The organism is Jeotgalibacillus malaysiensis, assembly GCF_044789845.1.
GTDB classification, from domain to species: domain Bacteria; phylum Bacillota; class Bacilli; order Bacillales; family Jeotgalibacillaceae; genus Jeotgalibacillus; species Jeotgalibacillus malaysiensis_A.
Genome location: NZ_CP085252.1, coordinates 2900961 through 2925823, shown reverse-complemented (window position 1 = coordinate 2925823; position 24863 = coordinate 2900961). Strand labels below are relative to the sequence as shown.

At 42.9% G+C, this 24863-nt stretch carries 23 protein-coding genes; 13 read left to right on the top strand and 10 right to left on the bottom strand.

Going from position 1 to position 24863, the window contains the following annotated elements; genetic code table 11:
• Positions 1 to 222: 222 nt before the first annotated feature.
• A complete protein-coding gene (locus LG330_RS15265) occupies positions 223 to 630 on the top strand; it encodes a single-stranded DNA-binding protein (protein ID WP_404405307.1) in 408 nt (135 codons plus the stop codon).
• Positions 631 to 814: 184 nt separating this feature from the next.
• On the opposite strand, the gene LG330_RS15260 is transcribed toward LG330_RS15265, so the two are convergent.
• Together LG330_RS15260 and LG330_RS15255 are read right to left on the bottom strand one after the other, a co-directional pair.
• Positions 815 to 3610, bottom strand: coding sequence for a DEAD/DEAH box helicase (locus tag LG330_RS15260; protein ID WP_404405305.1), 2796 nt, complete (start codon positions 3608 to 3610; stop codon positions 815 to 817).
• Complete coding sequence (locus tag LG330_RS15255) at positions 3597 to 5132, bottom strand: SWIM zinc finger family protein (RefSeq protein ID WP_404405303.1); 1536 nt, start codon at positions 5130 to 5132, stop codon at positions 3597 to 3599. Before LG330_RS15255 ends, LG330_RS15260 begins: the two co-directional genes overlap by 14 nt.
• 553 nt (positions 5133 to 5685) lie before the next feature.
• Between LG330_RS15255 and LG330_RS15250 the strand changes: the two genes are divergently transcribed.
• The gene (locus LG330_RS15250) at positions 5686 to 6798 is read left to right on the top strand and encodes a nuclease-related domain-containing protein (RefSeq protein WP_404405301.1); all 1113 of its coding nucleotides are present in this window, start codon (positions 5686 to 5688) and stop codon (positions 6796 to 6798) included.
• A gap of 288 nt (positions 6799 to 7086) precedes the next feature.
• On the opposite strand, the gene LG330_RS15245 is transcribed toward LG330_RS15250, so the two are convergent.
• Positions 7087 to 8364: a hypothetical protein gene (locus tag LG330_RS15245; protein WP_404405299.1), complete on the bottom strand. Its 1278-nt coding sequence runs from the start codon at positions 8362 to 8364 to the stop codon at positions 7087 to 7089.
• A 15-nt stretch (positions 8365 to 8379) separates the two neighbouring features.
• Entirely contained in the window at positions 8380 to 9045 is a 666-nt protein-coding gene (locus LG330_RS15240) for a hypothetical protein (protein ID WP_404405297.1), read from the bottom strand.
• A gap of 735 nt (positions 9046 to 9780) precedes the next feature.
• Between LG330_RS15240 and LG330_RS15235 the strand changes: the two genes are divergently transcribed.
• From LG330_RS15235 to LG330_RS15225, 3 genes are all read left to right on the top strand, one after another.
• Positions 9781 to 9918, top strand: coding sequence for a hypothetical protein (locus LG330_RS15235; protein ID WP_404405295.1), 138 nt, complete (start codon positions 9781 to 9783; stop codon positions 9916 to 9918).
• A gap of 89 nt (positions 9919 to 10007) precedes the next feature.
• Positions 10008 to 10457, top strand: coding sequence for a hypothetical protein (locus tag LG330_RS15230; RefSeq protein WP_404405293.1), 450 nt, complete (start codon positions 10008 to 10010; stop codon positions 10455 to 10457).
• A 30-nt stretch (positions 10458 to 10487) separates the two neighbouring features.
• Complete coding sequence (locus tag LG330_RS15225; protein ID WP_404405291.1) at positions 10488 to 10628, top strand: hypothetical protein; 141 nt, start codon at positions 10488 to 10490, stop codon at positions 10626 to 10628.
• Between the two features lie 75 nt (positions 10629 to 10703).
• On the opposite strand, the gene LG330_RS15220 is transcribed toward LG330_RS15225, so the two are convergent.
• Complete coding sequence (locus tag LG330_RS15220; protein WP_404405289.1) at positions 10704 to 11579, bottom strand: hypothetical protein; 876 nt, start codon at positions 11577 to 11579, stop codon at positions 10704 to 10706.
• Positions 11580 to 11815: 236 nt separating this feature from the next.
• Between LG330_RS15220 and LG330_RS15215 the strand changes: the two genes are divergently transcribed.
• Complete coding sequence (locus LG330_RS15215; protein WP_404405287.1) at positions 11816 to 12325, top strand: hypothetical protein; 510 nt, start codon at positions 11816 to 11818, stop codon at positions 12323 to 12325.
• Between the two features lie 44 nt (positions 12326 to 12369).
• Here LG330_RS15215 and LG330_RS15210 read toward each other — a convergent pair whose 3' ends face one another.
• Both LG330_RS15210 and LG330_RS15205 read right to left on the bottom strand, forming a co-directional pair.
• Positions 12370 to 12561 (bottom strand): hypothetical protein, encoded by a 192-nt coding sequence (locus LG330_RS15210; RefSeq protein WP_404405285.1) that lies wholly within the window; start codon positions 12559 to 12561, stop codon positions 12370 to 12372.
• A gap of 39 nt (positions 12562 to 12600) precedes the next feature.
• Positions 12601 to 12756, bottom strand: a complete 156-nt coding sequence (locus tag LG330_RS15205; protein WP_404405283.1) for a hypothetical protein — start codon at positions 12754 to 12756, stop codon at positions 12601 to 12603.
• A 249-nt stretch (positions 12757 to 13005) separates the two neighbouring features.
• On the opposite strand from LG330_RS15205, the gene LG330_RS15200 reads away from it, so the two are divergent.
• The 4 genes from LG330_RS15200 to LG330_RS15185 all read left to right on the top strand — a co-directional run bounded on the left by LG330_RS15200 (position 13006) and on the right by LG330_RS15185 (position 18189).
• Positions 13006 to 13860: an STAS domain-containing protein gene (locus LG330_RS15200; protein WP_404405281.1), complete on the top strand. Its 855-nt coding sequence runs from the start codon at positions 13006 to 13008 to the stop codon at positions 13858 to 13860.
• A 347-nt stretch (positions 13861 to 14207) separates the two neighbouring features.
• Positions 14208 to 15476, top strand: coding sequence for an S-layer homology domain-containing protein (locus LG330_RS15195; RefSeq protein WP_404405279.1), 1269 nt, complete (start codon positions 14208 to 14210; stop codon positions 15474 to 15476).
• A gap of 137 nt (positions 15477 to 15613) precedes the next feature.
• Positions 15614 to 16867: an S-layer homology domain-containing protein gene (locus tag LG330_RS15190; protein ID WP_404405277.1), complete on the top strand. Its 1254-nt coding sequence runs from the start codon at positions 15614 to 15616 to the stop codon at positions 16865 to 16867.
• Positions 16868 to 16938: 71 nt separating this feature from the next.
• Entirely contained in the window at positions 16939 to 18189 is a 1251-nt protein-coding gene (locus LG330_RS15185; RefSeq protein WP_404405275.1) for an S-layer homology domain-containing protein, read from the top strand.
• A 401-nt stretch (positions 18190 to 18590) separates the two neighbouring features.
• On the opposite strand, the gene LG330_RS15180 is transcribed toward LG330_RS15185, so the two are convergent.
• The gene (locus LG330_RS15180) at positions 18591 to 19388 is read right to left on the bottom strand and encodes a LysM peptidoglycan-binding domain-containing protein (RefSeq protein ID WP_404405273.1); all 798 of its coding nucleotides are present in this window, start codon (positions 19386 to 19388) and stop codon (positions 18591 to 18593) included.
• A gap of 211 nt (positions 19389 to 19599) precedes the next feature.
• Here LG330_RS15180 and serC point away from each other — a divergent pair, with 211 nt between their 5' ends.
• The 3 genes from serC to LG330_RS15165 all read left to right on the top strand — a co-directional run bounded on the left by serC (position 19600) and on the right by LG330_RS15165 (position 22959).
• Positions 19600 to 20679 (top strand): 3-phosphoserine/phosphohydroxythreonine transaminase, encoded by a 1080-nt coding sequence (gene serC, locus LG330_RS15175; RefSeq protein WP_404405271.1) that lies wholly within the window; start codon positions 19600 to 19602, stop codon positions 20677 to 20679.
• A gap of 171 nt (positions 20680 to 20850) precedes the next feature.
• A complete protein-coding gene (locus LG330_RS15170; RefSeq protein WP_404405269.1) occupies positions 20851 to 22035 on the top strand; it encodes a phosphoglycerate dehydrogenase in 1185 nt (394 codons plus the stop codon).
• Between the two features lie 465 nt (positions 22036 to 22500).
• Positions 22501 to 22959: an IDEAL domain-containing protein gene (locus LG330_RS15165; protein ID WP_404405267.1), complete on the top strand. Its 459-nt coding sequence runs from the start codon at positions 22501 to 22503 to the stop codon at positions 22957 to 22959.
• A 295-nt stretch (positions 22960 to 23254) separates the two neighbouring features.
• On the opposite strand, the gene LG330_RS15160 is transcribed toward LG330_RS15165, so the two are convergent.
• Entirely contained in the window at positions 23255 to 23419 is a 165-nt protein-coding gene (locus LG330_RS15160; RefSeq protein WP_404405265.1) for a hypothetical protein, read from the bottom strand.
• A complete protein-coding gene (locus tag LG330_RS15155; protein ID WP_404405263.1) occupies positions 23412 to 24671 on the bottom strand; it encodes a helix-turn-helix domain-containing protein in 1260 nt (419 codons plus the stop codon). Before LG330_RS15155 ends, LG330_RS15160 begins: the two co-directional genes overlap by 8 nt.
• Positions 24672 to 24863 lie beyond the last annotated feature (192 nt).

The following is a 24863-nucleotide window of genomic DNA, read 5'->3' as shown; positions in this document are numbered from 1 at the left end:
TTTTACGCTCATTATAGCACATCATATAATTTTACAAAAAAATCTAAAAATAATGCATTAGTTCATTTCCCGGGGAATAATGTCATCTAAAAGTGACATTTCCCCTTAGAAGAAAATGAACTTTTCACCTCTTAAAACGACAGCAAAATGAATATTTCCATGTTTTACAACAATTTAAACACCGGATATGATGGACTCATCCCATAAGAAAGGAGGATAAACATGATCAACCAGGTCACATTGGTAGGCAGGCTGACGAAGGATCCTGAGCTGAAAGAAATCGCAGGTAACAGACAGGTTCTGAATATTACACTTGCAGTCAACCGGCCTTTTAAAAATCAGTCAGGAGAGTTTGAAGCGGATTTCATCAGATGCACGATCTGGAATCGTAATGCACAAAACACTTCAGCCTATTGTGAAAAAGGCTCACTCGTAGGCATCGTCGGCAGCATTCAGTCACGGTCTTATGAAAGAGAAGACGGCATCAGGCAATATACGACAGAAGTGTATGTAGACACTGTCAGATTTATGGACCGCAAAAGGAGATCAGATGACCCCGGCCCATTCGAACAACCCATTCCGCAAAACGCCGCACCGCACCCGGATATCCATTTAGAAACCATCAAGTAACCAGTTAATCAAGCCAAGGCTCCGCTCCAATAAGCAGCTGAATTCTGCAGTACCCCGTCAAACCTTCCCCATTGCCGGGACTGCAGGATTCAAAAGCTTCTGCACACATCCTCGAGGCCTTCCCCGATTTCATATGCTTACATAAAAGCATAAAAAACCGCCTGACCACGTCAGACGGTTTTCTTCACGCATTTAAAACGAGCAGATCCTCAAGCTCTTCATTTGAAAGCTCAGTAATCCACTGGTCTCCACGAATAATATCCTCGTTCAAAGACTGCTTTTTCTCAAGCATTTTATCAATTTTCTCCTCAATCGTTCCTGAAGAAATAAACTTATGAACATGCACAAATCTTGTCTGACCGATCCGGTAAGCGCGGTCAGTCGCCTGGTTTTCGACGGCAGGGTTCCACCAGCGGTCATAGTGAATCACGTGATTTGCTGCGGTCAGCGTCAGACCTGTCCCGCCTGCTTTCAGACTTAAAATGAATACAGGGAACTCGCCAGCCTGGAATTGCTCCACCAGATGATCGCGCGTTGCCTTTGGTGTTGAACCATTCAGGAAAGGCACCTTGAAGCCGTATTTCTTCTGCAGTACATCCTGAATCATGCGGCCCATTGAAATATATTGTGTAAAAATAATTGTGCCTTCACGGGCTTCTAATATCTGCTCCACAAGATCCATCAGCTTATCCATCTTTTCAGAGCGTGCCACAATGTCAGCAGGCGATTCCTCCTGCAGATAAAGGGCAGGGTGGTCACATAGCTGCTTCAGCTTGTTCAGCATTTGAAGGACCATCCCTTTTCGCTCAATGCCGGAGAGCTGAGGGATCTTTTCAAGTGTATCCTGAACGAGCTGTTCATAAAGAGATGCCTGTTCAGACGTTAACGGACAGAATTCCTTCTGTTCAATTTTAGAAGGGAGGTTCAGTCCGACTGCCGGGTCCACCTTTGTCCTGCGCAGAAGGAATGGGCGAATCCGCTTCTGTAGCTTCAGCGTAAGCTCTTCAGACCCATCACGCTCAATTGGTGCAATAAAGTCTTTTCTAAATGACCCAAGTGAACCAAGGTAGCCGTGATTGATAAAATCGAAAATTGCCCATAGCTCAGACAGTCTGTTTTCCATCGGCGTACCCGTCAGTGCAAGGTGATGCTGCCCATTCAGACTGCGGATTGCCCTCGACTGTTTAGTAAAGGGGTTTTTAATATTCTGTGCCTCATCCAGCGCAACTGCCGCCCACTGCACAGCCGATAATTCCTCCTGATCAGCGTGGCAGAGGCCGTAAGAGGTGAGCACGACATCTGCTTTTGCGATCGATGCGTGGAAATCCTCACCCTTCGCACGTACCGGCCCGTAATGAAGCTGCACTTCAAGCTCCGGTGCGAAGCGTTCAATTTCACGCTGCCAGTTCCCTAGCACAGAGGTTGGACTAATGATCAGGAATGGCTGCTCAGGTGCTTCAGTCTGTTTAACATGCTGCATATAACTGATCAGCTGAATTGTTTTTCCCAGTCCCATATCATCTGCCAGACATGCGCCAAAACGGTTGACACGCAGAAAGCTCATCCAGCTGTATCCCTGCTGCTGATACGGCCTCAGTTCACCCTGAAGCGTATCAGGAGGAGGGAGGAGCGGGATTTTTCCTGTGTCATTGAGCTTTTCCATCATCGACTTCATCGAGCGGTTCAGCTCAAACTGAATCCGAAGATCATCCGCGCTGTCATCCTCTTCTTCATTTAAATGGTCCTCAAGCAGGTCCTGCATGCTGATGCCATTCTTTTTCGCAGCCTGCATTGCCTGCTGAATACGTGCGATCATGGCAGGATCAAGCGCCACCCATTCGCCGTTCAGCTGAATAAAGCGGCGCTTTTCCTCTACAAGCGACTGAAATTCATCATCTGAAAGATCCTGACCATTCACTGAAATTTTCCAATCATAATCAACCAGGGAATCAAGCCCGACAAACGATGGGCGATAGTTATGATCCCCTTTGACAGAGGCCTTCAGCGCTACATTAGACTTCTGAATCGAACGCCACCATGCAGGAAGCAGGATCTCAACATCAAGTGCCAGAAGCTTTTCACTGCCCTCCGTTAAAAAGAGCCAGGCGCGCTCCTCAGCCATTTCAAGCTGCCATTCATCGTCTTCTTTTAAATAGGGAATCAGCTTCACCCAGCGATCAAGCTCCTGGGAAACAGCAGCCTCTTCATCCAGCCACCTTTTAGGAAGGGAAGTGGATAGCGGCTTTGATAAATCCAGGTCATACGTCCAGTCAGCACGCCTGCTGTCACGCAGAAACGGCTGCATCCGCCATGGCTGCTCCTCAGACTCAGGCTCTTCAAGGCGCAGACCAAAACGGTAAGGAAGCTCCAGATCCTTCTGATCAACCCACATCTGCCACTTCTTTTCATCAAAATAAGCAGCCAGATCCTCAGCTGTCAGCACGTGCCCTTTATTAAAAAGGCGCTCTGCAAGGTTCGAACTCCTCGGGTGATGATCGAAAAACGCCGTAATCGCATGCTCATACCAGTCATTCATAAACTTCTTCTGGTCCGCATCCGCCGTCTCGCCGCTGTAGGACATATCCGCCCACTCACTCCAGAATTCATCCCCAAGCTTCATCTCAAATGTCTCACCCTCAGCCTGGTGATTCCACTCAGCAAGCCACTTGCCTTCCGTGATCCATTCATATAAAAGGGGAGCGGCATCATACATAAAATCAGCCTGCTCAGACAATTCAAAGCTCACACGGCCATGAAACTCAGGCTGCGCAAACAATGTCAGCACCGCCCAGCTGTCAAGCGCAATACTGTCAGCCGGCAATCCGCTAAAGTCAGGAAGGGAAGTGCCATGAAACGACTCCTTATGCCATAAAAGCAGGGTGTACTGCCAGCGCGCAGGGTCAATCATTTCACCATCTTTATTGATGACCCTGATCGAAAAATAGCCGTCAGAAAGCGGCAGTACATCAATCTTTTCCATGAATCAATTTCCCCCTCTCACACTCTTCTCTAAACGCACGCAGCCGTCTGTAACGGTTGATCAGCTGCTCTAAATATAAGTCAAAACGCGGCTCTTCATTTAACCCCTGGTAAATTTTCTTCAACTTTTTCAAATAGCGCACAGCTTTTTTGTATGTCTCACGCTGCTTTTTCTGAATCAGACTCTCCACCCACTGATGCAAAAGTGGTGCAGCAAACTCAGGCTTGCGCTCCATCAGCTTTTTCAGACCGGCAGCTTCAAGCTCCTCAGGGGTAAAGTCAATCCAGTGGACCAGCTCCACCCATTCCTTATACTTCCCCGCATCAAGCATGACAGCACCCAAATGACGCGCGCTGTAAGGAAGCAGCTTCTCATACAATTTAATCGTCACATCGGGCACATGCAGTCTTAGCTGCTCACCCTCAATTTTATGAATGAGCCACAGCGCAAACGACCTTCTGTCCGAATGATTCTCCATGCGTGCCAAATAAAGGTCCAGCTTTTTCTGCATCGCCTTTAATACCCTGACTGAGCGGTCAATCTCATCCTCACGCAGCAGCCACTCAAGCCACTGCACCGCATGAGGAACCGCAAGCTCTGAAGATGCAGCAAACTGCTCTTCAAAATCATCATCATGTCTGAGCAGCGCAAATATCGTCTGCGCCAGCTGCGTTTCATCCGACTGGGCGGCTTCAGCTAAACGTTCTGCCTCAAGCTCCCGGTCGCTGCGCTTCGTAAACAGCTGAAACCACATCATTCCGTATATTGAAAAGCTGAGCGGATCTTTTCTCTCAAGAAGCTTTGCCGTATCAGCCTTCAGCTCCTTAAAAAACGGATCAAACGAAAATGGATGTGCATATACAGTCAGATCATACACACCCTTTTGCATCGCTTCCATGATCTTCTCCAAGCCGCGCGTAATATCAGCTGACTCCTGATCCACCTTTTCAGCCAGGTAATTGTAATAGTAAAACGAAACATACAGCATATATAAAGGAGCCCATTCTTTCTCAACCGGGGCATGCTCCTGAAATTTACGATAGCCCGCGAGAATGTAATGCTCCATTAAATAAGAATCTTCCTGAATCTTCTCAAGCGGCATCAAAGCAGCTGTTGTCTCAGCCAGCCTGAGCCATACTTCAGGCGACTTCTGCGACCGGACCGCGGCATCCTGCTTTTGATTCCGCCACGTCTGAATCCACTGACTCACACTCGCATTCTGCTGATAAAACTTAAAAAACACAGCCATCCGGTGGCGGCACCACGGCTCTTCAGGACAGCTGCAGCTGCTACCCTTATCCGGATTCAGTGAAATACGCACGCTCACGCCATGCACATCGCGCACCTTCGCCTTCAGCATCTGATTATTCGCATCAAACCCCATCTCATACACCGTGCCCTGTCTATATAAAAACAATCCCTTCTGCACAAGACGTTCATCAGCCTGATCAGCAGGCGAAAATTGCCTGAACATCCGCTGCTCAAGCCGCTCCATCCCATCTGCCAGCATTTGCGTTTGCATTCACCATCTCCACCTTTTCGAAAAAAAACGTATCTTTAATTATACCGTACTTTTGCGGAAAAACGAAGGGGGAGGGTGAAAGGGATTGTGGTGAGGGTTGACGAACGATGGACCGGGGTGGTGGCCGGCGGTTCGAAAAAATGAAAAGGTGACGGAAATATGAGTGGAGGTGATAGATATATCACCCGAGCTGACGTAAAAATCGTCTTGCCAAGCCTCGGTCGGTGAAAAAAGTAAAAGCTGAGCGAATTAATGAAGAAGGTGATAGTAATATCACAAAAGGTGGTGCAATAACCCAACGTCATATCGCTCTTAACAAAAATAAACTCAACCAATCCCTGTTCCTAAGTCCAGCCCCAGCCCTGAATGCACTTAGGTCACAAGCTTTAAATCATTTAGTTTCCCAAGGGCATGAAGGGCAGGTAGATGTGTAGTGGATTCAATGCGGAGGGCCGGCGGTTCCGAAAAAATGAAAAGGTGACGGAAATATGAGTGGAGGTGATAGATATATCGCCCGAGCTGACGTAAAAATCACGAGATCAAGCCTCTGTCTGTGAAAAAACAAAAAGGTGGACCAATTAATCAAAAAGCTGATAGATATATCACAAAAGGTGATGGAATCCCGTCCCGCACCACAGTAACCTGCTCATCCCGGTACCACACAAACCAAACTAAAGAGAAACGAGCTGAAACCATGATCATCAAAAAACGTGAAATGCCTCAATATATAAAAACACTACAATGTATAGCTCGTAGAATGCCTGATTTCCACCCCAAAAAGCAGGTCGTTGAAGAAGAGCTCTATAAACAAATGGCAGGCTATAAAGGTGAAAAAAGTTCGGATTATTATATTTCATATTTGGATCCTGCGCCACTGGTGCTCTACAACATCCGTTTGAACAATGGAGATTTTAATTTCCAAATTGACACAATGCTTATATTTAACAAGGCAATCTTTATTCTCGAAGTAAAAAATTTAGCAGGAACCATTGAAATCAGATCATCATATGACCAGGTATTAAAAACGATCAATGATCAAACGTCCGCTCAAAAAAGTTTTCACACTCAGGTTACATTGCAAAAAGGTAATCTCGATAGGTGGATCAAGAGGAGATTTAATATAAAAATGCCTATCATCCCATTGATTATTATGAGCAACCCGCGTTCGATTCTTAAAGCAGAATCCCCGGAATTACTGGGAAATGTACATCCGTCTTCATCAATACCGTTTGCAGTTTACCGTGAATTAGATAAACTATCTTCGAAAAAACACTCCTCAAAACAAATCAGAGCACTGGCTGAGCAAATGGCTGCTTCCCACGAAGAACTTGAAGTTGATTGGTTCGAACGTTTTGATTTTAATATAAAGACTTTGCTCGTGGGTATGTCGTGTCCTTCCTGTGAGCAGTTTGACATTGTTCATAGCAGTATGAAATGGAGCTGTAAAAATTGTTCTTTTAGCGGATTTCAAATCGTAGAATCTGCACTCGAAGAAGCTTTCTTGCTCATGGGGGAAGGGATTCGAAATAAAGAATTGCGAAAGTTTATGGGAGAACTTTCAACGCAAACAATGAACAGAATCGCAAGAAAGGCAAATTTACACAAAACCGGTTTGACTAAAGGAACAAAATATTATCGGAGAAAGTTGGATAGTGAAGAAAAATAGAAGCAGAGTAATGATTGTTTCCAAAGGGCATGAATAGGGCGTGGTGGAAAAAAGTAAAAGGTGATTGAAATCAGAGGAGAGGTGATAGATAAAATATAAAAGATGATCTAAAAATCAGCGAATGCAGCGATCAAGGCTGAAAAAACAAAATGGTGATGGAATCAATTCCCGAGGTGATAGATAAAATATAAAAGGTGATCCAATAGCGTGTGTGCCCACCCGCCATTCTCGCACCCAGCGCACCCGCTAACCCCAAAAAAAGCCCCGCACCAGCGAGGCTTCCAAAAACTAATTAGGCAATACGCCTAATAATACATATTTCCAATTCGTCCGCTTATCTGTATACCCAAGATTATCAAACGTCAGACGGGCAATCTTCATTGGCGTGATATAAGGCATGCCGGATCGTTCAATCTGTTCAGTGTCAACGGTTACCCATTCGCCGGCTGCAAGCCCACTGATAATTTGCTGACGATCACCATCCAAAATCCCCAATTCAACAATACGAGGTTCAACAAAGCCCATTTCATTTAACACGTAAATCTTTGAACGGTCCAGGCCGATAACAGGCATTGTCACAGCATCAGGTGCTGAATCAAGAATGATCTCATTCACAACATGCTGACCAAAAAACCAGTCTTCAGTTGCTGTTAAGAGATCAATATTCAGTGGATATTCACTCTTTTGACCGAGCTCGGGTTCGTACTCCGGTAAAAGCGGATTCGATGCGACTGTACCGTCACCAATTGAGCCTGCAGCCGGTGAAGTGACGCGTGCGCCCATGCCTTCATCTACAAGCATGGCTTCCTCATCTGTCAGTTTTGAGTGGGAAGCGAGTGTGTTGGTGTAGATGGTGATCAGCGGGTGACTGATATCTTCAGCCAGGCGAGCAATCTGACCTTCAAATTCGCTTTCGACTGTCACAACCGGACTGTCTTCAAGCCCGTCTGAGAGCCTTTCATATTTATCGCGCTCAGCTTCCAGGCGCTCGACTTGAGCTTCCTGGGAACCGATCTGCTGGTTTATAAGAGAACGGGTCTGCGCCACGGTTGCATCTGACACATCAATTCCGACTTCAAGTTCAATGGTGATCAGCAGTTCTTCATCGTCCAGTGAGCTTGATGGACGTGCATTGGCAGAAGAAGATGAGCTCGTTTCTGAAATCTGACGCTCAATCGACTCAAGCTCTGTGATGTAAGATTCGACTGCTGAAATTTCGCTGTCAATCTGCTCAATTTCTGATTCAAATACAAGGCGCTGCTCCTCAAGATCTGACACTGTGTACTCGTAAAGTGGTGTGCCAGGGGAGACGATGTCGCCTTCTTCAACTAAAAATCTTGTAAACATGCCGAGTTGTTCGGAAAAATAGACTCTTTCTTCAAGCGCCGTTTGAACGACACCATTTTTGACCATCACTGTTTCGGCAAGTTCGCTCTGTGCAGGTTTCTGGTTGTGGACAATTGACGTTCTGTCGACAAGCAGAAAATCATGCTTAATTAAGAAAAGGTTCACGCCGACAAAAATTACCGCGAGAACGCCGATCAGCCATTTGCTTCGTTTACTCACTATTGCCAGCCTCCCTTATAAAAATAAATACTGATATAATGGCAGCCACTCAAGTGTTGCAGTCGCAGACCAATACAGTATATTCAATCCGAGTAAAATTAAAAATGCCGCCCACCATTTTAGTTTCGTGAGCCCGCGCAGCGTCATAAGCTGCCAGTAGATGACCCAGAATTTAAACAGTGAAATGGCGCCTAAGAAATAGACAAACCATGCATGGTCAATAAAGTACTGCCCGACAACACCCCATGAAAAAGGTGAAGAATACCAGTCAATGCCCTGCCATACCATTAAGACAATATAGCTCAGCTGTTCAAGCAACAAAATCATCACCGGGAATAGTGCAAGAGCCAGTGACTGTTTAAATGTTGCTTCTTTTGCAATCAGCCAGTAAAAAAGAGCCGGTAAAAACAGGACAATACTCACATACAATAACCCGAGTCCGAGTCGCCCTAATAAAAAGTAAAAACGCTGCAGGTCATATTCAAGTCCGTAGAACAAAACAAAATTTCCGGCCCATTCCTGAGTGCCCATACCGATCACAGCACTGAAGCCGAAAATAAGTAATCCTGCTATAAAAGCAGCGGTAATATAACGTTTTATATGTATAACAGCCTCACTGTCCGACACAAAATCTATCATTCTTCCAGGGTCTTTTAATCCCTCGCGTAACCCGTACCGCATCTTCAAACCTCCCAAAAATCGTTGCTTTCTCTATTGTAAAGAAAAACACTGATCTTGTCACTGCTTGAAGTAATTTGAAATTAAATGTTGTAATAGTAAGAATAATTAGGACTACGTACAACAAAATAAGACCAGCAGACTATTTTTATCTGCTGGTCTTAAGAATAAAGTTATTTTGAATACTTTAAGTAATTGAGTAATTGCTTTTACTTGTGTCCTTTGTTTTGAAGGGGGGCAGGTGGGATATTGACCGAAATTCGTCCAGTAAAGCTGGATGATTTCTGAGAAACTGAATCATTACCTGATATTCTGCTTTCATCTTTTTTTAGAAAGCCCGGCTTGGGATTCTTTAATCATACTGGGGTCAGTTTTTTCATATAAATTAATGGATATAAAAGCATCATGATCAATATAATAAATGTCTTTCATTTTACGCAAAATATCAATGGGAATCCGGCGTACGCCGTTTTCGTAATTTGATAGCGGGAGGGACGGATATTCAGACGGTATTCAGCGTCTTTATGGCTGATTTCCGCAATCTATTCACGATAGTATTTGAGAATATGCACTACAGACAATGCATCAACCTTCGTCATTTCCGAATACTTTTACAATATCGGTCTTAGAGGGTTTAAAAAAAAAATTAATAGTTAACATATCGTGAATTATTTTGTATAATAAATAATTATAAAATACAATAAATTAGTAATTTTCTGAAAAATGGAGGATATGAGCATGGATTCTTTTCAAAATTGGGTACGTGAGACGAGTATTGAATTTGAGGAAAAACTGTCCAGAGCATTGATGCCGGAGGAAATTGACTTCTTAAAATGGTTAGAAGAACATTGTTTAAATACAGAAAAGCAAGTATAGAGAGAAACAGTCATTTCATAAAATCTCAGCTCCCGCATAGTGTCGGAGTGCCTTTGTAGAAGCTGCTATCATGAATTCTGGAGGATTTTATGAACAATTACACATTTCGATTTGAAAAGCTGCCGAAAAACCTGAACAAAATTTTAAACGATTTCTATGAATATGAAACTGTCCAGGATTTCGAGCGGCTTCCGCATTACAACTTTTTCAGACAGCTGCATCACTTGTTTTACACCGAAAGAAAAGTTTTTATTGAATCATGTGAGTTTTACGAGGAGCAATCTGCGCCACATCTAACCAACTTCACGATCACACTTCGCGGAAAATCGTCCTTTAACATAAATATCTCATGCAACACTAAAACCCGTACACTCATTTTCACCTTCCCGCACGAAGAAGCCTATTGCCAACGATCACTAAGCAGTGCCCTGAGCTATGCATTTAATTACTCCAGACCCCCTGAACTGCAGGATGAGTCAATGTCACCAGGTGAAAAAAGAGTGATTTGGTCCGGTTTAGTCTGGAGTGATAAAAGGTAATATACAGGAAAAAACACTGGAGCGATTTGCATGGCAATGGAACAATTAACAAGCAATCATTTATCATCTATTTTAAAAGAAGCACATACGAAAGGTGAAAAAGAAGAGCTGACAGCAGAACAAATGGTGCAGTGGCTGGCTTCACAAATGAATGTAACTGCTGAAAAATAAAAGAGCTTCCCTTTTTGGGAGCTCTTTTATTGTTTGCGAGGAAGCGAAGGTGAGGGTCCGACCCCCGCCTTCTCTCTAAACCTGATTCCCAAGTAATGTTTCCATATGATCGATGCCTTTGTCAGTCAGCTGGTAGTGCATCTGGCCTTCGTGTTTGATTTTTTCGACGAGTGGGCGTGAGCGGCTGAGTGCAATTTGGATAGCTTTTGACGAGAATTCAGTGGCAAAATGCTTCTTCAGCACCTCATAAACCTCTTTTGCTGACATATGGATGCGGTCGAATTCTTTCATATAAATATAGAGGATGCTGAGTGCCTGATCTTCAACCCGTTCTAGCATGCGCGGGTCAGGGTTATTTTCAAGATTAAATGATGAGATATCCTGTGAGTCAGATTCGTTTTCAGATTCACGCTCAACGCCTGATGTACTTGAGAGCAGTGTGTCAATATAGGCAATACCTGAGTCAGTGACTTCATAAATTTTTTGCAGATCCTGCTGGTCTGACTCCTGCAGGTATCCTTTTTTAACACATGTATGAACGCTGAGGTGAATATTATTGGGCACAGTGTGACGGGCTTCACGGAATTGTTTGCGGACCATTTTAGCTGTGAAGGAGGGCTGCTGTTTAAAGTTGGAAAGATAATATGCCATTGCGAGAGTGAATTGCCATTCTGCATTTAAAGGTAGGTTTTCAAGATACTTTTGAATATCGGGCTTTTCACCTGCCCCGCTTTCAGGAAGCGGCTTAGGTGCCAGTGTGTTTTTTTCAATTTCAAAAGTACTTGAGATTTTTCCTTGTCTGTCAGGACCAGGCTTTAAATCCTCTTTCATCATCTTAGAAAGGTAAGACTGCACAACTTTGTCATGCTCATCTACAAATTCACGATCCCCGGCTACTGCATATTCAAAATCTTTATAACGAACACTTAGCTGATAAGTTTCCTGACCCATTCATTTCCGCCTCCTACATGAATTTCATCTCTTTGATTAATTATAATTATAGTTCTTTTATCGGATAAAAACAATACTTTTGTTCTTTATTAAGAATGTATTTTTTAATGGCAGCCTTTTCAGTGAAAACATCCCTTAAAAAGCATGCTCAAAATCCCATTTTTCTAAACAGTGTTTAGAAAATGGGAAAAGCGGTCATAGTACAAGAAACATTTAAAGAAAGGGGAGAGGTTGGGATGTTGCTCGACCCAATGGGGAAAGTCCTATTTATGGAAATCTGTAAAAGGCTTCGTGACAATAAATGGACGGTTGATGACCACCAGTTTTATAAAGATCAAGATGTGACAGAGGCGGTATTTGCACTGCCGGATTATTTAATCGAAAGAGAAGGCAATCCTGAATTTGAAAAGGATATTGCTGTTGTAAAATATGAAGGCGATCCACAGAAAATGAAGGAGAATCAGATTGACGGGGTAGTGCTGAAATTTTACACCAAGCGTCTGAAAGCACTTGGCCTGCATGAATCGATCTCTGATATTAAGCTGTTCCAGCGAAAAAATAATGCGACATCAATAGAATTTTTTGTCGATCAGGTATTTGCCGATGAAAAAGTTCAGGAATGGTTTGAAAAGCTGTTCTGTGAGCTGGACGAGCAGATGACGGGGATTTACGGAGATGAGATCAAAGAGATCCCGATCGTTCTATTACCGAAAAAGCTGCACGATCTCCCTCTTCATACCACTTAAAAACAGGCTGCAGTTCAACTTGAACTGCAGCCTGAATTCTTCTATTAATAATGCTCTTTCTCCTGCGCTTTCCAGCTAAGGAAAGTCGCAAAGCCGATCATACCGAAAATCATGAACATTTCAAATAAAAATGATTCGTTGAAAGATGTCTGGAACATGTCAGTAAATACTTTCAGCCCGATATAAGAAATAAGTAATATGGCAATAAGTCCTGTTGCTATGTGATGAAGTTTCACCGAATCACACCTCCTGCAAATCTCTAAGATGTCCAAAGCCTATTGAAGCGGTTTACATTTTTTATCGTCGATTGTTGATCCGTTTCTCGACCCGGATATCGCACCGGTGAGGGTCACATTTCGTACGTTTGAGGGCTGCATCGACTGTATGTAGAAATGCTGTTCATCAGACTCGAAAAGAATTTCTTTTTGCATCAGGTATCGCCTCCCTTTGACAACATCTTACGCCCTTAAAAAAAGCCATTCAATAAAATCATCGTTTCTTAATCAGCTTGTTACAGAAATATTATATATAGACAAAAAACGACAAACTTTATACTGAATCTGTTACAGTAAAAAAATATTAATAAAAATGTTTATTAGTTAAAAATAAGGGTATAATTTTTAAGCTAACTTATAAACGAATGATTCATAAACATTTCTACTGTTAGAAAGGGGTCCGCAATGGCTGACACACGCCTCGAACCAACTTTAAAAAACTTAACTGAAGCGATTTTAGATCAAAGAATAGATCTTGCAAAAAACATTACTGAAAACCAAAACAGACGCTATGAAAGACTTGAAGCTTTTTCAGATGACCTGCTTGAATTCCGTATTGAACTTGTGACATTGTATGGAAAAGCGCTATCGATGACCAAGGAAGAGCGTGAGGAAAAAATCGAAGCATGGGGGACAAAAACGGGTAAGGCCTGTGCTGAAATGGGAATATCACTGGATTCAATGTTAAAGGAAGTTCCGGAGTACCGCTCAGCAATCGGTGAGATTATTAAAGAAACGGCAATTACATATGATTACCCGATTTCGAAGTTATATGAGATTATAACTGTACTCGACCGGACTGTGGATGATGTAGTGTATTATTTCTGTCTGCCATTTGTAGAGTTCCAGACAAAATCACTTCAAGCTTCGCAGGAACAGATGCTGGAAATGTCAGTTCCGGTTGTCCCGATTGACGCTGGCGTAGCTGTATTGCCACTTGTCGGTACAATTGACACCCACCGCGCGAAACTGATCATGGAAGAATCACTGACAAAATGTCTCGAGCTGAATGTCAGTGAGTTCGTGATTGATCTATCCGGTGTGGCGATGGTTGACACGTTTGTTGCACATAAACTGTTCCAGGTCATTGATTCATTAAAATTAATTGGCGTTAAGCCTAAGATTTCCGGCATTTCACCTGAAATGGCACAAACCATTGTACAGCTTGGTCTGAATTTCTCCGATGTGCCTTCATATGCAACGCTGAAATCAGCATTGAAAGAAATAGGATTTGAGAAAAAGCTAAATGAATATATTTAAATGAAATCTGCAGCGGAATATGCTGCAGATTTTTTTGTGGTTTGAAAGTGAAGGGCGGGGGTCTGGAGCGAAGAGTGGGGTCAGACCCTCGCCTTCGCTCCAGCTGATCGAAAGCGGGATCTGATCTTTATTGCTCTTAGAAAGTAGGTTTTTATTACCAATAATTAACGAAGGAGTGATTGTTTAGAATTAAATTACCAAAAAGAAGGTAAAAATATTTCTTTATTATGACTTTAATGTTACATTTATATTACATAAAAGAAGGCTGGGGTCAGACCCTGTCCTTCGGTCGCGAAGGCCGGGGTCTGACCCCCGCCTTCACTATATACATACTAGGAGGTTTTAAAGTGCGAAATGCAGTAAAGAAAGTGACAGCGCTTACGGGTGTTGGAGTTTTATCTTTGGGAATGTTACAGCCGGTCGCTGGAGAAGAGCAGGGTATGACAGGGAATCTTTTTTCAGATGTTAAGAAGTCGTCGTCTATTTATGAAACGATGGAAAATGTATTTTATATGGGGATTATGTCGGGCTATCAGGATTTGGACGATTATACATTTGAAATGAGGCCTTATAACGATGTGACGCGTGCGCAGACTGCTAAAATGCTAACAGCTTCACTGGGAGGTGAGATGGCTACGCAGAATGATAGTCCATTTATTGATGTAACTAATACATATTGGGCACACGATTATATTACGATCATGGCTGACCGGGGGATTGCCGGCGGCTATGAGGATGGAACATTTAATTCGCAGGCTACACTTACACGTGCGCAGGCTGCAAAAATGATTGTAAACACGTTCAATTTGCCATTTGATGAAAATACGGGTGGTACAGAATTTGAGGACGTTTCGGCCGATCACTGGGCTGCTGCCTATGTAAATGCACTGGTGGACTCTGAGATTACAACCGGTACTTCACCAACCACATTTGAACCGGAAGAGAATGTGACTCGTTATCAGCTCGCAGCGTTTATCGATCGATCGTTAAATCAGGCTGAGGTAAATGAGGATCAAGTATTTCTAAAAGTCCGAGAGGCATATGGTGAATTCAGATCTGAATACATGAGAGGATTGGACGCAGCCATTCAACCTGACGCAACATATTCCTTCGACAATCTTGAAAAAGAATTACAGGAAGTTGTGACTGAGGATTATCTGCCAATCGTAAAGCAAAATTTCATGAGTGAATGTGCACAAAACGGCGACTGTGACGGAATACGCTATACCGCAACAATTGACGGTATGTTTAATAAAAAGGTACTTGAATATAGCGAAGACCGCATCACCGTTCAATACGATGAATTGGTTGAGGGACTGTTAAGTGACGCCAATTACATCATCAGCCTTGCAAAAGAAGATGATAAATGGAAGCTTGATCGCTACAAAGTAGATTTCTACAAACCCGGCGAACTCTCACTCAACCTGACAAAAGAACAAGCACTAAACTATATCGAAGCAACCTACAGACTTCACTACAGCTTTAGCACAAAAGTCTATAGTATCACAGACCTTGGCACAAATGAAGACGGCGACTACCTCATGCAACTGAACACAGATAGCGCCTACCAGGACACAATCAGATTCGACATTGAAGACGGACGATTTTATTACTGAGAGCGATGGCTGTAGTGGAGCGAAGGCGAGGGTCTGACCCTCGCCTTCGCCCTACACCCAACCCGATCGCCGAAAAAAACTACCGAAGGCCAGGGTCTGACCCCGCACTTCGGAAAAACTACAAGGAGGATCTACATATGCTTAACAAATTAACAAAAGGTATGATCGCAACGATTGGTGCAGGGGCGATGTCTTTAGGGCTTGCTGCCGGAGTGGAGGCTACAGAGCCGTATAGTCCTTTTACGGATGTGAGTAAGGACAGCGCTGCCTATGAACCGATTAAGAATGTGTTTCATAAGGAGATTATGAGTGGTTATGAGATTGAACAGGCTGATCATACATTCAAGTACGAGATGCGTCCATATCAGAATGTGACGCGTGCGCAGGCGGCGAAAATGATGGCGATTGGTTTGGGCAATATTCATGCAACGCAGGATATTAGTGCGTTTCCTGATATCGATGAGACTTATTGGGCGCATGATTACATCACGCTTTTAGAAAAAGAAGGTGTTGTAAGCGGAGATCGAGAGGGTAATTTTAATCCTGTCCAGTCACTGAACAGAGCGCAAATTGCAAAAATGCTTGTAGAAGGGTTCGACCTTCCTTTTGATGAAAATGATACTGATACAGGATTTAATGATGTGGACGCTGATGATTGGGAAGCACCGTATGTCAAAGCGCTTGTGGATGCAGGGCTCACAACCGGCACAACGCCTGACACATTCTCATCCTATCAAAGCGTAACCCGCTATCAGCTCGCCGCATTTATCGACCGCTTTTACAAAAATTTCGAGCTGGATAAAGACCTGGCATTTGTACAGGTGAGAGGCACATTTAAAGAAATGCAGGATGTTTTTTATCATTATGTAAATCAAACTGGACCATTACCATTAGAGGATCCATTACCTTATGAAAGCTTCCAGGACGAAATGCGTGAAACCATCACCATGAATATTGAGCCTGATGTAAAAGAAAATTTTATTAATCAATGTAGAGCATGTGACGGAATCAACTATGGCGCTTCAGTTGATTATAAGGTTAATTATGAACTGATTGAAAATACAAAAGACCGCATCACGATTCAGTATGTGGATCTGGGAAATGCTCTAAAATTAGTAACCGATTATACGATCAGTATTGTAAATGAAGATGGCAAATGGAAACTTGATCAATACGAAGGAGAACATGTAGAAAGAGATAGTGAAATTTTCACACTGTCAGTAGAAGAAGCTTTAAACTACGTAGAATCAATCAATCGTAAATATTCAATGCTAAAAGTCATCCGCGTAGATCTCATTGAACAAAACAATGACCTATACACAATAAGAATCGTTACGCCAGATGAAAACTACGACGTCGTATTCGATCGACAAGTTGGATTCGTTAACTAAAGGCTAGAGCAGAGCGAAGTGCGGGGTCAGACCCCGCACTTCGTACAAACTATAAGGAGGATCTACATACAATGAACAAATTAACTAAAAGTATGATTGCAACGCTTGGTGCAGGTGCATTGTCACTAGGGCTTGCTGTTGGCGCTGAGGGGGCTGAGCCTGAGCCGTATAGTCCTTTTACAGATGTGGGTAAGGACAGTGATGCTTATGAGCCGATTTTGAATGTGTTTCATAAGGATATTATGAGTGGGTATAGAGTGGAGCTGCCGAATCATGAAGTGAAATTTGAGATGCGTCCGTATCAGAAGGTGACCCGTGCGCAGGCCGCGAAAATGTTGGCGGTTGGATTAGGGAATGCGCATGCAACACAGGAAGTTAGTGAGTTCCCTGACATTGACGAAACCTACTGGGGCCATGATTACATTACACTTTTAGAAAAAGAGGGTGTAGTGAGCGGGGACAGCGAAGGGAATTTCAACCCTGGACAGTCACTCAACCGGGCACAAATTGCCAAAATGCTTGTGGAAGGGTTCGACCTGCCATTTGATGAAAACGATACGGATACCGGATTTAGTGACGTAGATGCTGATGATTGGGAAGCACCGTATGTAAAAGCGCTTGTAGATGCAGGGATCACAACAGGCACAACGCCTGACACATTTTCATCCTATCAAAGTGTCACACGCTACCAGCTTGCAGCTTTCATCGACCGTTATTATGAAAATTTTGAGCTAAATGAGGACCAGGCATTTGTACAGGTGAGATGTACAGTGAGAGAAATGCAGAACACATTTTACCACTATGTAGGAAAAACTGAGCCTTGGGAAGACCCATTACCATATGAAAGCTTCCAGAATGAAATGCGTGAAACCATTACAATGAATATTGAGCCTGAAGTAAAAGAGAACTTTATTAAACAATGCAGAGCATGTGATGGGTTCTTCTATGGAGCGGTAATCGGACACCGGATTAACTACGAACTTCTTGAAAATACAGAAGACCGGATCACAATCAGCTTTGTTGAACCCGGTAACGCACTCACTTCAATCGTCAAGTTCTCACTCAGCATTGTAAATGAAAACGGCAAATGGAAACTTGATCAATATAAAGGAAAAACCTTTGATACAGAGGATGAAATCTTCACATTATCAGCAGAAGAAGCACTAAACTACACAGAATCAAACTATCGCACCAACACAACATTTACAGTCATCCGCGCAGAACTAATCGAACAGGAAGGCGACCTGTACACAATCCGAATCGTTACGCCGGATGAAAATCAGGACGTTGTGTTCAATAGACACTTCGGATTGATTTACTGATAGGAGAGCGAAGGGCGAGTTCTCGATCGATGGCTGGAGCGAAGGCTGGGGTCTGACCCCGCCCTTCAAAGCATCAAGAGAATGTGGCGTTTGTAGGGGCTGGTCAGACCGGGCCGGCGAATTATTCAAAAGATGATTGAATAAAATTTAAAGGTGACGTAATAAACCAGAAGGCCATAGATATAATCGCGCAATCGAAGCCTGAAGACGAATAAACAAATTGATGACTTAATAAACTGAAAAGGTGAAAGATAACTTGCTAAAGGTGAGCGAATTAACCAAGCCCACACCCCAAGCCTACCGTCCTTCGACGAAAAACTGAAGGCCAGGGTCTGACCCTGGCCTTCACAAAAAATACCCCCGCTGCAGCAGCAGCGGGGGTATTCAATATGGTAAACCTATTAGTCTAGGATTTTAATATCTACTGTTTGTACGCCAAAGTTAAGAGCGTCTTGTTGAGAAGGGATGAATAGGTCGATTTTATTCCCTTTGATTGCGCCGCCAGTGTCTCCAGCGATCGCTTCGCCGTAACCTTCAACCCATACACGTGAACCGAGTGGGATTACGTTAGGGTCTACTGCGATTACTTTCTGGTTAGGATTTGAACGTAGGTCAATTCCTGTAGCTGTTACACCAGAGCAACCTGTGCAATATGCAGTGTAAGCTGTAGCAGTTACCGTCATTGACTGAACTGCTTCAGATGATGGTGCTTCTCCACCTGTACCTGATACGCCTTCAGTTGACTGAGTTTGACCTGAGTCCTGAGCTGTTTCTTCAGCCGGCTGTTCCTGAGCTGGCGCTGCTGCTTGAGCAGGAGCCGCTGCCTGTCCAACTACTGAGAATTCCTGTCCAGGGAAAATGAGGTCACTTGAAAGGCCATTCCAGCTCATAAGTTCACCTACAGTAATACCGTGTGTTGTCGCGATCTTATAAAGTGTGTCGCCTTTCACTACTGTATAAGTGTCGTTTGAAGTTGTAGCTTCTGCTTCACCAGATACCTTGAGCGTTTGTTCCGGGAAAATTAGAGTAGAAGAAAGATTATTCCACTTCTGAATTTGTTCTACTGTTACATTATTATTTTGAGAGATGCTCCAAAGAGTGTCACCTTTTTTGACTGAGTAATCTGCTGCTGATGCTGACGCTGCTGCGCCTGTAGATAATGCTGCGATTGCAGTTAGTGCAACGATTTGTTTTTTCATGATTGAATTACCTCCTTTTCACTAACAGGACCTAGCATAACACGCATACATTTCACAGCAATAACAAAACCATTAGAGAGAGATAACAATTACATTACGCGCTAATTTGTCTATACAGCGTTGACATGTGTACGCGTGAGGACTATACTATACTACATTATTGGAAAGGATAGTTTAATGATTTAAAGTGTAAGAGAGGAGTAGAATATTGATGGATCGAGTCGTTAACTTTTCGGCGGGACCTTCAGCAATGCCGCTTGAAGTACTGAAGCGAGCGCAATCTGAACTCGTCGACACAAATCACGCTGGCATGTCGGTTATGGAGATGAGCCACCGATCGAAAGCCTTCGAAGACATTTTAGAGAGCACAAAACACCTTTTGAAAAAAGTCATGAATATCCCTGAAAACTATAAAATTTTATTTTTACAGGGGGGTGCTTCGTTACAATTCAGCATGATCCCGTTAAATTTGTTACAAAAAGATCACGAAGCGGCCTACATTATTACAGGCTCATGGTCCCAAAAAGCACTGAAAGAGGCTAAAAAGGTCGGACAAACGACTGTCATAGCAACATCCGAAGAGACCCAGTTTAGAAATATTCCGGATTTCTCTCAGATTACACACAAAGAAAACTTATCCTACGTACACATCACAGGTAACAATACTATAGAAGGAACTCGTTTTACCACGCTGCCAAAAACAGATGCACCAATCATTAATGACTGGTCTTCAGGAATCCTTTCAGAAGAGATTAACGTCAGCGATTATGGTGTCATTTATGCAGGCGCCCAGAAAAACCTTGGACCGTCCGGAGTTACCGTCGTCATTATCCGTGACGACCTGATCGGACACGCACCCGACAATCTGCCAACCATGCTCGATTATAAAACGCATGAAAATTCAGATTCACTTTACAACACGCCACCAACATTCGGTATTTATATGATCGGACTTATGCTTGAATGGATCGACTCACTCGGTGGTGTGAAAGAAATCGAAAAGCGCAACCGTGAAAAAGCGTCACTATTATATGAAGCAATTGATCAATCAAGCTTGTTTTATTCGCCGGTTAAAAAGGAAAACCGTTCACTGATGAATATTCCTTTTAAATCGGGTAGCGAAGAAACCGATAAAGCTTTTATTGAATTCGCAGCATCTAAACAGCTTGTTGAGTTAAAAGGGCACCGTTCAGTAGGCGGCATGCGGGCGAGTATGTATAATGCGATGCCGATTGAGCATGTGGAGCGGCTGTGCCGTGCGATGCGGGAATTTGAGGAGAAGGTGAAGTAGTTACTGAGAAGCTGAAAATAATTGAAGCTTTTCACAATTTTATTTCGTCTTTCTTCTATATTAATAGTACGAAGCTGCAATGTATTTAAAATACATCAGCTGACGGGTTGCATAGAGCACAGCCCGCCAGCGTCCCATTATAATCTTTAATATCCCAGGAGGTTCTCTACGTTGACATACCAGATTCAGACCTACAACAAAATTGCCGATGCAGGACTTAAATTGTTAGACGAACAGTACAAAATCAACGAAAGCAATGAACCGGATGCGATTTTACTCAGAAGCCACAAGCTTCACGACCAGCCGATCCCAAACTCAGTTCAGGCGATTGCCAGAGCTGGTGCCGGCACCAACAACATCCCGATCGAACAATGTTCAGAACAGGGCGTCGTCGTGTTCAATACGCCTGGTGCAAATGCCAACGCGGTAAAGGAACTTGTCATCTCATGCCTGATCGCAAGCTCGCGTAACCTGTTCCGTGCCGTTCAGTGGACTCACTCGCTAAAAGGGGAAACGGACATCCCTGACAAAGTGGAAGCAAACAAAAAAGCATTTATCGGTCATGAAGTAGCCGGTAAAAAGCTCGGCGTCATCGGCCTCGGTAACATCGGTTCAGTCGTAGCCAACGATGCACTCTCACTTGATATGGAAGTCATGGCATACGACCCATTCGTGTCAGTAGACGTAGCCTGGTTGATTTCAAGAAGCGTACAGCGTGTGCACCAGCTTGAAGAACTGCTTTCACAGTGCGACTTTATCACGATCCACGTGCCGCTCAGCCCGAAAACAACAGGTATCATTGATGAAAAAGCATTTAAGTCCATGAAAAAAGGCATTCATTTCATCAACTTTGCACGCGGGGAACTAGTTGACCATGCGGCATTAAAAGCAGCGCTTCAAGACGGTACAGTCGGTAAATACATCACCGACTTCCCAAGCGATGACATTTTCGGCATGGACAATGTAGTCGCAACACCGCACCTTGGTGCATCAACGACAGAATCTGAAGAAAACTGTGCAGTCATGGCGGCAAGACAGCTGAAAAATTACCTTGAAACAGGGAATATCAAAAACGCAGTCAATCTGCCAAACGTCAGCCTGCCACTTACATCACCCGGCCGCCTGACCATCATGCACCGAAACATCCCGAACATGCTCGGACAATTCTCCCAGCTGCTCGCAGAACGCAATTTCAACATTGCCGACATGCTTAACCGTAGCCGAGGTGAATTTGCCTACACGCTGATAGATATCGATAACAAACTGAACGATGAAGAAGCTGCAGACATTATGGAACGGCTGCAGAAAATAGAAGGTGTTATCCGCGCAAGACATATTGCGAATGGATGGCACTAAAGATAATCGACTTCCTCCATGTAGATGGGGGAAGTTTTTTTGTTGGTTAAAAGACATAAGTGCTTTTGGTTACCTAAGGGCATCAGGAGGGGAGGGTGAAGTGAAGGGTGGGGTCAGACCCCAGCCTTCAATCCCGCACCACAGCGAAGGCCAGGGTCTGACCCCACCCTTCATTTGTGAACATCCCATGTCAAATGTGCACTTCCAAAAATTATTCAAACATTTATCCTTTTCATTTCTTGCAAAATATACGATAATTATGTTAAAGTACTGAATATTTAAAAAATATTTAGTGCTTAATCTGACTTAACCAAAATGACACGCTGCCAAGTGATTCTGTAGTAATTAAGTCAAAGGATGGAGCGGGAGAACGAGTCACTCCAATGACCAGTCAGCTGAAGTTCCGGCAGGCTCAGCAGGGCCGCGCGATGTGGTCGAGACAGAAACAGAATAGGAGGGAGAACAATGCTGCTAACCGTCAAGATGATGAAGCCGTTCTATACGCTCCAGGAAGGTCATGAACTGAAATTAGTATTTGCTTATCAATACTTTTCAGTGATGAAAGGGGATGAAGTATATCAATTTATCCCTGTTGAATCTAACGAAATCAGAATTAACCTGAAAACCAGACAAATTGAAAATCTCACAGATATATTTGTATTTCAAAGAGGCACACGCATCTTCAGGATCCCGTTATTTCAACTGCTTCAAATCTCGGATCTTGTGGATCATCTAAAATCAGTATCACAATTCTACGCGGAGCAGATTCTGGCGGATGAGGAGGAAGAAGCGATGAATGAAGAAATTGGCAACCTTGAAATGCAGAACCTGTATCGACTCATCGACAAAGCCCTGCTGGAAGGAGACCGTGACCTGTTTATGCAGCTTACCAATCAGCTGAAAACAGAGGAGGCGGCTCAGTAATGAATGCCCGAACCCGAAGCGCACCATAAAACCCTCTCATCAAATTTGAAGAGAGGGTTTTAACTTGGGAAAAAAACGATTTTTTTGTCAAAAACCGTCGAATATTTTTTTAGAAAAATTGTTTTGACCACCCAGATCATTATTACAAAATGAAAAAATGTTAAAAAACACAAAAAAGTGCCGCCCGATAATCGAGCGGCCAATGAGAGGGTATTGCTGGGTCATTTCATAATCTTATTGTAGTATAAATGTCTATATTCGTCTATTGGGAAAATCATGCTAGAAAAAAATGTAATTAAGCTGGTGGTTTTACAATTCTGTCTCTATCCATTGTAGAAAACTCGTCATTTGAAGCAAAATGAACAGATTCTCCACTTAAATCAGTGCTAAATGCACCAAAACTAACAATTAATGTTAATGCTACTGATAATGAAATAGCAATTTTTTTAAATTTAAACATTTAATGTCCTCTCCCTTTTAATTAATTTTCTCCATTGGCTGTAATAATGTGCAACCTTCTCTGTATCGCCTACAGACTCATAATAGTCGATGATCTTCTCCAGAACTTCCAGTGCATCGCTAAAGCTTTGTAGCTTAATGAGATGGGGATATAAATATTTTACCGCATATTTAATTCCATCGTATTGGGAAAATTCATACTTTTCAAGAAAATTTGAATGGTGAAAAAAGTATTTATCTCCAATTATTGTATCTGTTTCTTTTAATAGCCGCATTCTTGAGTGCCATTTTTTGTCAATCTTATTAAGTTTCACTCTGCATTCAAGCCATATGAGCAATGAGGTCCCAAAACTATATGAAAATGGCTCTGAAAGATCAATTGCTTCATTCGTTGCTTTCTCAGCTTTAACATATTCTTTGAGCAAATATTGACAACGGGCATAATTAATTAACACGCCAGGATAAAGATTATCTTTAAAAAACATTCTGGTATTTCTTAAAAGAGATTTATAAACTGTTAGTGCTTCAGAGTGAAGGTTTAATCTCATGTAGCTAATACCAAGAATCATTTGTGAATGAACTTGGCGAATAAAATTTGACTCAGTTAGAAAGACGTCATATGCTTTTTTGCTAAAAGTTAATGCAGCTTCGTTTTGATTGAGTGAAGTATAAAGATGTGACAACATATAACTTGCTTCACCTATCCACATCCCGCCTACTGGAAGAGGGTTCCTCAAAAACTCATGAACTGTTGTAATGCCTTCTTCATATTTTTCATTCATTGAATGATGAAACCCTCTGAAAAACACTAAAATGTTTTTTTCTATCGGATCAAAAGTATTTTTAATTTTTTTTATTAAACCCATATATTCTTGTATTTTTTCTTCATTCCAATGAAATAGATGATACCTCAACATATATAAATGATATAAATTCACATACTCGCTTGTTAATATATAATCTTCTTTTTCTCTAAGTTCATTATATAAATTTTCAATCGACTCACGATCCTGCATGAAAATCGCATGAATAAAAGACTCAAGCGTCTCATGAACTTCTCGCAAATCCCCTGTAATATCATCCAGCTTCAAATCCAGCTTCGCTAGCAGTAAATTAACAGTCTCCTCGTTAGCAGAATACATATTCGTCTCAATCTTACTCAAATGAGAAGTCGAACAAATGCCTTCAGCCAGCTCAGTCTGCGTTAGCCCTTTCTTCGTCCGGTAATACTTAATAATCGACCCGACATTCATTACAAATCCCCCCATTGCATGTTCTCTATGTATTGGGAGTGAAGGCGGGGGTCTGACCCCCGCCTTCACTACGCCACCCCCGCCACCGAAGGACAGGGTCTGACCCCGCCCTTCGCTCTAGGCCACGCCCTTCGCTCTCCCCCCATTATATATAAGACTTTAGATAGAGTCACCACTCACCTCTCTGGTTAC